8 protein-coding genes and 1 pseudogene are annotated in these 9253 nt (G+C 61.8%); 6 read left to right on the forward strand and 3 right to left on the reverse strand.

Annotated elements, in window-relative coordinates; genetic code table 11:
• From VF436_RS08565 to rpsB, 3 genes and pseudogenes are all read right to left on the reverse strand, one after another.
• Positions 1–256: pseudogene (locus VF436_RS08565) on the reverse strand (UMP kinase); the annotation flags it as partial.
• A gap of 329 nt (positions 257–585) precedes the next feature.
• Positions 586–1464 carry a translation elongation factor Ts gene (gene tsf, locus VF436_RS08570; protein ID WP_330903591.1) on the reverse strand — a complete coding sequence of 293 codons (879 nt, stop codon included), beginning with the start codon at positions 1462–1464 and terminating at the stop codon, positions 586–588.
• A 59-nt stretch (positions 1465–1523) separates the two neighbouring features.
• A complete protein-coding gene (rpsB, locus tag VF436_RS08575; protein ID WP_330903592.1) occupies positions 1524–2420 on the reverse strand; it encodes a 30S ribosomal protein S2 in 897 nt (298 codons plus the stop codon).
• Positions 2421–2755: 335 nt separating this feature from the next.
• On the opposite strand from rpsB, the gene map reads away from it, so the two are divergent.
• From map to dapE, 6 genes are all read left to right on the forward strand, one after another.
• The gene (gene map, locus VF436_RS08580) at positions 2756–3520 is read left to right on the forward strand and encodes a type I methionyl aminopeptidase (protein WP_330903593.1); all 765 of its coding nucleotides are present in this window, start codon (positions 2756–2758) and stop codon (positions 3518–3520) included.
• Positions 3521–3711: 191 nt separating this feature from the next.
• Positions 3712–6336: a [protein-PII] uridylyltransferase gene (gene glnD, locus VF436_RS08585; protein WP_330903594.1), complete on the forward strand. Its 2625-nt coding sequence runs from the start codon at positions 3712–3714 to the stop codon at positions 6334–6336.
• 198 nt (positions 6337–6534) lie between these two features.
• Positions 6535–7365 carry a 2,3,4,5-tetrahydropyridine-2,6-dicarboxylate N-succinyltransferase gene (gene dapD / locus VF436_RS08590; protein ID WP_330903595.1) on the forward strand — a complete coding sequence of 277 codons (831 nt, stop codon included), beginning with the start codon at positions 6535–6537 and terminating at the stop codon, positions 7363–7365.
• Positions 7366–7451: 86 nt separating this feature from the next.
• On the forward strand, positions 7452–7811 hold the full coding sequence (locus tag VF436_RS08595; protein ID WP_330903596.1) for a Spx/MgsR family RNA polymerase-binding regulatory protein: 360 nt from the start codon (positions 7452–7454) through the stop codon (positions 7809–7811).
• Positions 7808–8302 carry a DUF2165 domain-containing protein gene (locus VF436_RS08600; protein WP_330903597.1) on the forward strand — a complete coding sequence of 165 codons (495 nt, stop codon included), beginning with the start codon at positions 7808–7810 and terminating at the stop codon, positions 8300–8302. Before VF436_RS08595 ends, VF436_RS08600 begins: the two co-directional genes overlap by 4 nt.
• 3 nt (positions 8303–8305) lie before the next feature.
• Positions 8306–9253 (forward strand): succinyl-diaminopimelate desuccinylase (gene dapE / locus VF436_RS08605; RefSeq protein ID WP_330903598.1); only part of this gene is annotated, 948 nt, incomplete at its 3' end.

The raw sequence follows: 9253 nt of genomic DNA on the forward strand, positions 1-9253 counted from the left end.
CATTCATCACCGTGGCCAGCATGCCCATGTGGTCGCCGGTCACGCGATCCATGCCGGCCGCGGCCAGGCCGGCGCCGCGGAAAATATTGCCGCCACCGATCACCACGCCGATTTGCACGCCGGCTCTCTGGATCTCGATGATTTCCTCGGCAAGGCGGCCGATCACTTTCGGATCGATGCCGTAGTCGGCATCGCCCATCAAGGCTTCACCGGAGAGTTTGAGCAGGATGCGGCGGTACTTAAGCTGTTCGCTCATGGGATCTCCGAATTGTGTGGGGCAAAACGCGCGTATTGTAATGGAGCGGTGGTAAGGCGGCGAGCGTTTGTTTTTCGTCTTTCAGCTTGTGGTTGCGTGGGGCGGGGGGTGAGGGGCGAGTCGCGAGGGCGCGAAGACTGATCCTTGGAGCAGCGCTGCCCTTGCCTATGACCTGTCATCGCATGGCGCAATGCCGCGTGCGCCTGCGCCCTTCACGGGTCCCTTGCCCCTTCCGCGCTGCGGTATGCCTCGTGCCACAAGAAAACGCAGGTAAAGAAAAAGCCGCGGAGTCCGCGGCTTTTCCACGATCAGCAGTTGGCGCGACGTCCTTAGACCTGCATCGCCTTCTGCACTTCGGCCAGGTAGTCTTCCTGGATCTTCTCGATGCCTTCGCCAACGGCCAGACGAGCGACGGAGACCACTTCGGCGCCTTCTTTCTTCAGGGCGTCGCCGACGGTCACGTTGGTGTCCAGCACATAAGGCTGGCCGACCAGGGTCACGTCCGACACGATCTTGTTGATCTTGCCGGCGATGATCTTTTCGAGAATGTCGGCAGGCTTGTTCTTTTCCTTGTCCGACATCGCAGCCAATGCGATTTCTTTTTCCTTTTCCACGAAATCAGCCGGAATGTCCTCGGCCTTCACGTAGGGCGGGTTCATGGCGGCAACGTGCATGGCAATACCCTTGGCCAGCTCTTCCGAACCGCCCTTGAGCGCCACGATCACGCCGATCTTGCCACCGTGCGAGTAGGTGGCCAGCGGGCCGTCGTGCTCGACGCGCGCCACGCGACGCACGTCGATTTTCTCGCCAATCGTGACGACCTGAGCCTTGGCGGCCTCTTCGACGGTGCCGCCGTCCACATGCGCAGCAGCCTTCAGGGCTTCGAGCGTGGCGGCATTGGCCTTCAGCGCGTCCTGCGCGACCTTGTTGGTGAACTCCACGAAGTTCGGCGCCTTGGCGACGAAGTCGGTTTCGCTGTTCACTTCCACCAGCACGGCCTGGTGACCGGACTGGGCGGTCGCGATACGGCCTTCGGCGGCCACGCGATCAGCCTTCTTGTCGGCCTTGGCCATGCCGTTCTTGCGCAGCCACTCAATGGCCGCCTCGATGTCGCCGTTGTTCTCGGTCAGCGCCTTCTTGCATTCCATCATGCCGGCGCCGGAGCGCTCGCGCAGTTCCTTGACCAGTTGGGCGGAAATATTGCTCATCGGTATTCCTCGGATGCTTGAATGCGCCCCGGCCGGTCTGGCCGGGGCGGTTTTAAGACTTACTCGCCGTCGGACTCATCGCCACTACGACGACCGCCGCGACCACCGTCACGGCCGCCATCGCGACGCGGTGCGCCCGAACCCTTGCGGGCCGGACCACGGTTGTCGCGGTCGCGGCGCGGAGCCTGGGCCTTGCGCTCGTCCTTGGCGACCGGGTTGCCTTCTTCGTCCAGTTCGACGAATTCGTTGGCATCGCCCTGGGCGGCGGCCGGAGCCGCGGCCTTGCCTTCCAGGATCGAGTCGGCGGCAGCGCGGGCGTACAGCTGGATCGCGCGGATGGCATCGTCGTTGCCCGGGATGGCGTAATCGACCAGTTCCGGGTTGTAGTTGGTGTCGACCACCGCGATGACCGGGATGCCGAGCTTCTTGGCTTCCTGGACGGCGATGTCTTCGTGGCCGATATCAATGATGAACAGCGCGTCGGGCAGGCGGTTCATGTCCTTGATGCCGCCCAGCGAGTTTTCCAGCTTCTCGCGCTCGCGACGACGGGCCAGCACTTCGTGCTTGACCAGGCGGTCGAAGCTGCCATCGGTCTCGGCTGCTTCCAGTTCCTTCAGGCGGGCAACCGACTGCTTGACGGTGCGGAAGTTGGTCAGCATGCCGCCGAGCCAGCGAGCCGTCACGAAGGGCATGCCGGCGCGGGTGGCTTCTTCGGCCAGCGCTTCGCGCGCCGAACGCTTGGTGCCGACGAACAGCACGGTGCCGCGCTTCTGCGCAACGCCCGACAGGAAGTTCATCGCATCAATGAAGAGGGGGAGGGTCTTTTCCAGATTGATGATGTGGATCTTGCCGCGGGCGCCAAAGATGTATGGGGCCATCTTCGGATTCCAGTAACGGGTCTGGTGACCGAAATGGACGCCGGCTTCGAGCATCTGGCGCATGGTGACTTGAGCCATGGGTGTAACTCCAAATTTTATGGACCGATCAGGGTCCGGGGGTTGGGACCTCCACATATCCCCGACTTCGACCGTCCGGCTCCCTTTAAAAATGGGATAACTGGAACGGCACCCCGAAGGCGGTGTCGATACGTGTGTGGCGTTTTATTTGTCCATTCAAGGACTTAAGGGAATGGCCGTAAGCCGGCTACAATCCCAGATGTCTTGCGACGCCGGCTTCCGCTTTCAGTGACGTGGAAGGATCGGATCAGCAAAACTCCGAAATTGTAGCCGGTCAGCCGGTATAGCGGCAAGTCACTGGAATTCCAGGCGCTTGCCGCCATGTGAGTGGAATCATGGCAGTTACCCTGAAAACTCCCCAGGACATCGAGGCGATGCGCGTGGCCGGCCAACTGGCCGCCGAAGTGCTTGCCATGCTCAAGGAACACGTCAAGCCCGGTGTAACCACCGAGGACCTTGACCGCCTGGCTTATGAGCACATCGTCAACGTTCAAAAGGCCATTCCGGCCAATGTGGGTTACAACGGCTTTCCCAAGACGCTGTGTACCTCGGTCAACCACGTGATCTGCCACGGCATTCCCACGTCCACGAAAGTCCTCAAGGATGGCGACATCATCAATCTCGATGTCACGGTCATCAAGGATGGCTGGCATGGTGACACCAGTCGCATGTATTTCGTCGGTACCCCTTCGGTACTGGCCAGGCGCCTGGTCGAAACCACCCATGAGGCCATGATGCGCGGCATCGAGGCCGTTCGCCCTGGCGCCACCCTGGGTGACATTGGCGCGGCGATCCAGAAGCACGCCGAAGCGGCGGGGTTCTCGGTGGTGCGTGAGTATTGCGGCCACGGTATTGGCAAGATCTACCACGATGAGCCGCAGATCCTCCATTACGGCAAATCCGGTACCGGCCTTGCCTTGCAGAAGGGCATGACGTTCACGGTCGAGCCGATGATCAACGCCGGTAAGCCGCAGACCAAGCAATTGCCTGATGGCTGGACGGTGGTGACCAAGGATCATTCGCTGTCGGCGCAGTGGGAGCACACCATTGCGGTGACGGACGACGGGTTCGAGATTCTGACGCCGTGGCCTGACGCTTGAGCCGTGCCGGTGTTGCGGTGTGGATGGCTCGCTGTGAGGTCGGCGCCGCAGGCGCCCGTAAAGCCACGCTGGCGGGGCTGTAAAGGGTAAAGAGGAGAAAAGTCCGTCCATCTGGCGAGCTTTGCACTTCCTCTTTACAGCGCCACAGGTGCGACTTTACAGCTCGCCCGGCGAACGGCTTTACTCCACCCATGGCTACCATCCCTCCGCTTCCCCGCCTTCCAACCGCCGTGCCCCGCTCCGGCGTGGCCGGCGAAGCCCGCCGCGCCCTGCGGCAGTTACTCGGCGACGTCGATCGTGCGCTCGCCACGGCATTTCGAGATGGGGCCGATGCGTCAGTGCTGGCGCGGCGGCGCAGCGAATCGGTACAGCGGATCGTCGTCCACGTATGGACGGCGTGCCTGGGTGATGTATCCGACGCAGCATTGTTTGCGATTGGTGGCTTCGGGCGCGGTCTGCTGTTTCCCTGTTCGGATGTAGACCTGCTGGCCCTCGTGGAACAAGCCGAGCCTGCGCGGATGCGTGCGCTGGAGCAGTTCTTCGCGACCCTGTGGGACGTGGGGCTGAAGGTGGGGCATGCCGTTCGCGATGCAGCCCAGTGCCATGCCCTGGCAGCGCAGGATGCCAGTGTCTTCACCAGCTTGCTCGATGCGCGGCGATTAGCAGGCGATCCGGCACTGGAGGCGTCGCTCAGGGCGATCGTCGACGACCCGGCGTTGTGGCCACCTCGCGCCTACCTGGATGTTCGCCTGGCCGAGCGTAATGCGCGCCATGCGCGCTTCAACGACACGGCATACAACCTCGAGCCTAATATCAAGGACGGCCCAGGCGGATTGCGCACACTCGACTCCTTGCGCTGGCTCGGGCGCCGCCTTGCACATGCCGGCGATTTTCCTGAGATGACCGCCGACGGCTTGCTTGATCCGGCCGAAGAGGAAACGCTGCTGCAGGCCGAAATGACCTTGCGGCGCTATCGCTGGGCGCTGCATCTGGAGGCGGGACGCGCCGAAGAAAGGCTGCTGTTCGATTACCAACGTCCGCTGGCCGAGCGCCTGGGTTTTCGCGATGAGCACGAAAAGAACCTGGGCGTGGAGCAGTTCATGCAAGGCTACTATCGTGCTGCCAGCCAGATCGAGCGCCTGGGCACACAGTTGGTCGAACGCTTCGAGGAGATGCTCGAAGCGCCCAAGGAGCCGCAGGCGGTAGGCGAGGATTTCATCCGCTACGGCGCGCGGCTGGCCATGCGCGATCCCGATTTGTTGTTGCGTCGTCCGGCCGCTCTGGTGGAGATATTCATCGCCCGGGTGGAAGAACCGGGCATCGTTGGATTTACCGCCGACACGATGCGTCGCCTGCATCAGGCGACGGCGGCGCTGGATGGTCAGTTGGCCGATGACCCGAGCGTGCTCGGCGCTTTCTTGCGCCTGCTGCGCTTGGGCGCCCCCGCCGTGGATGCGCTGTGGCGCATGAATCGTCATGGCTTGCTGGCGGCCATCCTGCCTGCTTTCGGCAAGGTTTTCGGGCGCATGCAATATGACTTGTTTCATGCCTATACCGTCGACGAACACACCTTGCGCGTGTTGCGCAATGTGGCTCGCTTCGCCGATCCGGCTGCCAAGGCGGAATTTCCCATCGCCTGTGAAATCTGGGCAGCGCTGGACAAGCCTGAGTTGATGCTGCTTGCTGCCCTGTTCCACGATATCGCCAAGGGGCGTGGTGGTGATCATTCGGTACTGGGCGAGCACGACGCGCGAGCATTCTGTGCACTCGTCGGCCTGTCGGGCGAAGAAGGCGAGATAGTGGCCTGGCTGGTGCGCTGGCACCTGCTGATGAGTACCACCGCGCAACGCCAGGACATCACCGATCCGGATGTCGTGCAGCGCTTTGCCGATCTGGTGGGCGAGCGGGCACGGCTGGACCGGCTTTACATGCTCACCATCGCCGACATCATCGGTACCAGCCCCAAATTGTGGAATGGCTGGAAGGATCGCCTGCTCGCGGACCTCTATACGGCTACTCGCTATGCCTTGCGCAACGAGGAAGAAGTGTTCGTCGATGCGCCCACGCGCGTGCGCGAATGCCGTGAACGTGCATTGGCTTTGCTGGAGGCGGACGGGTTTGCCGCCACGGACGTTTTGCGTACCTGGGCGGATTTTCCCGACCTGAGTTTCCTGCGCCACCGCCCGGAGCAGATTGCGTGGCAGACGGCCGCCATCCTCAGTGCCAAGGGGGCCATGCCGCTGGTCGAGGTGCATCCCTTGTCCGTGCGTGGCACTACGGAACTATTCGTTTATGTGCCCGATCGGGATGGGTTGTTCGCCGCGTTGACGGCCATGCTCGATCGCCTGCATTTTTCGGTGATGGAAGCGCGCATCCTCAGTTCACACACCGGCATGGCGCTTGATACCTTCCTGTTGCTTGACGCCACCACGCAACAGCCGGCTACCGAACTGCGCGCCGAAGAACTCAAGCAGCGCATGCAGCGTGCGCTGGCCCAACCGGGCCATACTCACCAGCCGGCCAAGCGCAACATGTCGCGCCATCTGCGGCATTTCCAGATAGCCCCGAAAATCGCTTTCTCCGCAGCGGGCGATCGCACGCGATTGTCCCTGGTAGGGACTGATCGTCCTGGGTTGCTGGCCGGTGTGGCACAGGCCATGGCCGAAGCGGGCGCTCGCGTGCATGACGCGCGTATCGCGACCTTTGGCGAGCGCGCGGAAGACTTCTTCTTGGTCACCAATCGCAGCGACCTGCCGCTGAGCCTGCCGCAGCAGGATGCCCTGTTGCATGCCTTGCTGGAGAAGGTGGGGCGATAACGATACCTCAGCTATAAAGGCGGTCGCGCGCTAAAAAGCAGTAAGGCCGTCGTGGCCGGCCAATATCAAGATCGCAGCATCGCGCAGGTACCCTACGCCACGTGTCCGCCGATTGCGGCGAGCGATCTTGCCAGCCACAACGGCGCCGAAAGCTTCCTTTACACTACCCTTCAGTCCCAGTTCTCAAGAGTCCCCTCCATGCAGACCATCGAATCCCTCATCGACGACGCGTTCGAGCGTCGCAACGAGTTGTCCCAGGCGGAAATCGAAACGCATCTGCGTCCGGCGGTGGAGCAGGTGATCGACCTGCTCGAATCGGGTGAGCGTCGCGTGGTCGAGCCGGATGGTAACGGCGGCTGGACGGTCAACCAGTGGATCAAGAAGGCAGTGCTGCTTTATTTCCGTATCAATGGCAACCGCGTGGTCGATGGCGGTTCCGCGCTCGCCTTCGACAAGGTGCCACTGCGATTCGCGCATGGCAATGACGTTGAATTGGAGGCACTTGGCGCGCGCGTGGTGCCCGGTGCGCTCGTGCGTCGTGGCGCGCACGTGGCCAGGGACGCGGTTCTGATGCCCAGTTACGTCAATATCGGCGCGTATGTAGGTCCAGGCAGCATGATTGACACCTGGGCCACCGTCGGCTCCTGCGCCCAGATCGGTGCCGGCGTCCACTTATCCGGCGGCGTGGGCATTGGCGGTGTGCTAGAGCCGCTGCAGGCCAACCCTACCATCATCGAAGACAACTGCTTCGTTGGCGCGCGTTCGGAAGTGGTCGAGGGCGTCGTGGTCGAGCGTGGCAGTGTGATCGGCATGGGGGTCTTCCTGGGCCAGTCCACCCGTATCTACAACCGCATGACGGGCCAGATCAGCTACGGCCGTGTTCCAGCCGGCAGCGTGGTGGTATCCGGTAGCCTGCCGGCCAAGGATGGTACGCATAGCCTGTACGCCGCGGTGATCGTCAAGCAGGTCGACGAGAAGACCCGGAGCAAGACGGGTATCAACGAACTGCTGCGAATGGGTGAGGAGTGAGGGCGGCAGCGCTCTACTTCGATCATGGTTCGCGGCATGCTCATCGCCGATTCGTCTGTTTCCCGCCCCAGGATGGTTGACCACTCATGACCCATACTCTCTACGGCCTGCCCAATTGCGATACCTGCAAGAAGGCACGCAACTGGCTCACGCGATTTGAAGTACCACACGAATTTATCGATTACCGAGCCAACCCGGTGCCGGCGGCAACGCTGAAAAGTTGGGCACAGCATCTGGGCGGCTGGGAAAAGCTGGTCAATAAGTCCAGTACTACATGGCGGAACCTGCTGCCGCAGCGCAAGAATCCGGGTAGCGACCCGGAGTGGACCTTGTTGCTCAAGGAGTATCCCGCGCTGGTACGCCGACCGGTGGTCGTGCTTGACGATGGCTCGGTGAGCGTCGGTTTTACCGACAACGGCTTCAAGAAGCTGTTCGGGCGCGCATGATCGGTCGTCTCGCCAAGATAATGTTCGTGGCAGCGTTGGCGTTGGAATTCAGCCTTGTCGCCTTTGGCAACATCACCGATTACGGCAGCAACCTGGTCTTCGTGCAGCACGTCCTGGCAATGGACTCCATTTTTCCGAATGCGGCGATCCACTATCGCGCGATTCGATCGGTACCGCTGCAACATGTCGTGTACCTACTGATCATACTCGGGGAGGCGTTAGCGGCCATGTTGTGCTGGTGGGGTGTGGGTCGCCTGTGGCGCCGCAGAGGTTCGGCTGCCGCGGTATTCGAGCGAGCCAAGAGCGCCGCGACAGCAGGGCTTTGCGTGGGATTGCTGGTATGGATGGTGGGGTTCATCGGTATCGGCGGCGAGTGGTTCGGCATGTGGATGTCTGAACAATGGAATGGCCTGGAGGCAGCGTTTCGCCTGACAGTGTTGATTGTGCTGGCGTTGTTGCTGCTTGGGCAGCGCGACGCGGAACTGGAGTAAGACATGTCTGATGTACTGGATCTCACCTGTGACTTGATTCGTCGTCGCTCGGTCACGCCCGATGACGCCGGGTGTCTGCCCGTGATTGCCGCGCGCCTGGAAAGGCGGGGTTTTCATATCGAACATCTGCGTTACGGGGATGTCGACAATCTATGGGCCGTGCATGGAGACAGTGGCCCATTGTTGATGTTCCTGGGACATACGGATGTCGTACCCAGCGGCCCGGAAGACGAGTGGCAGACACCGCCCTTTGAACCGGCGATTCGCGATGGTCTGCTTTATGGGCGCGGGGCGGCAGACATGAAAGGTTCGGTCGCAGCGATGGTCGTTGCGCTGGAATCCTTCGCCAGTACTCATCCCGATCACACCGGTCGCGTGGGCCTGTTGTTGACTAGCGATGAAGAAGGCATGGCGTTGCATGGTGTGCGCGAAGTCGCGGAACATTTCCGCCGCGACGGTGAAATCATCGACTGGTGCGTGGTCGGTGAACCGTCGGCCAAGGCTAAGCTGGGGGATCTGATTCGCGTCGGGCGCCGTGGATCACTGTCGGGCACGTTGACGGTGCGCGGTATCCAGGGCCATGTAGCTTATCCGGAGCAAGCGCTCAATCCCATTCATGCGGTGGCGCCTGCGCTAGTCGAATTGGTTGCCCAGACATGGGATGCCGGCAATGCGGATTTTCCGCCGACTTCTTTCCAGATATCCAATATCAATGCGGGCACGGGGGCGAACAATGTCATTCCTGGCACGTTGACCGCATTGTTCAATTTTCGCTTCAGTACAGCCAGTCGCGCGGACGACCTGCGCCAGCGTGCTGAGGCGATCCTGGCCAGACATGGGCTGGATTGGCATGTCGATTGGCGCCTTTCCGGCGAGCCCTTCCTGACGCCGCCTGGCGGCAAGGTACGTGACGTGGTGGTCTCGGTGTGTCGCGACCTTTGCGGCATCGAA

Origin of the sequence: Dyella sp., from assembly GCF_036384435.1 — a bacterium.
Taxonomy (GTDB): Bacteria; Pseudomonadota; Gammaproteobacteria; order Xanthomonadales; family Rhodanobacteraceae; genus GSA-30.

Excerpts from the sequence above, each read along its gene's own strand:
- tsf (WP_330903591.1), bottom strand. The coding sequence starts at position 1,464 with ATGAGCAATATTTCCGCCCAACTGGTCAAGGAACTGCGCGAGCGCTCC.
- rpsB (WP_330903592.1), bottom strand. The coding sequence starts at position 2,420 with ATGGCTCAAGTCACCATGCGCCAGATGCTCGAAGCCGGCGTCCATTTC.
- map (WP_330903593.1), top strand. The coding sequence starts at position 2,756 with ATGGCAGTTACCCTGAAAACTCCCCAGGACATCGAGGCGATGCGCGTG.
- glnD (WP_330903594.1), top strand. The coding sequence starts at position 3,712 with ATGGCTACCATCCCTCCGCTTCCCCGCCTTCCAACCGCCGTGCCCCGC.
- dapD (WP_330903595.1), top strand. The coding sequence starts at position 6,535 with ATGCAGACCATCGAATCCCTCATCGACGACGCGTTCGAGCGTCGCAAC.
- VF436_RS08595 (WP_330903596.1), top strand. The coding sequence starts at position 7,452 with ATGACCCATACTCTCTACGGCCTGCCCAATTGCGATACCTGCAAGAAG.
- VF436_RS08600 (WP_330903597.1), top strand. The coding sequence starts at position 7,808 with ATGATCGGTCGTCTCGCCAAGATAATGTTCGTGGCAGCGTTGGCGTTG.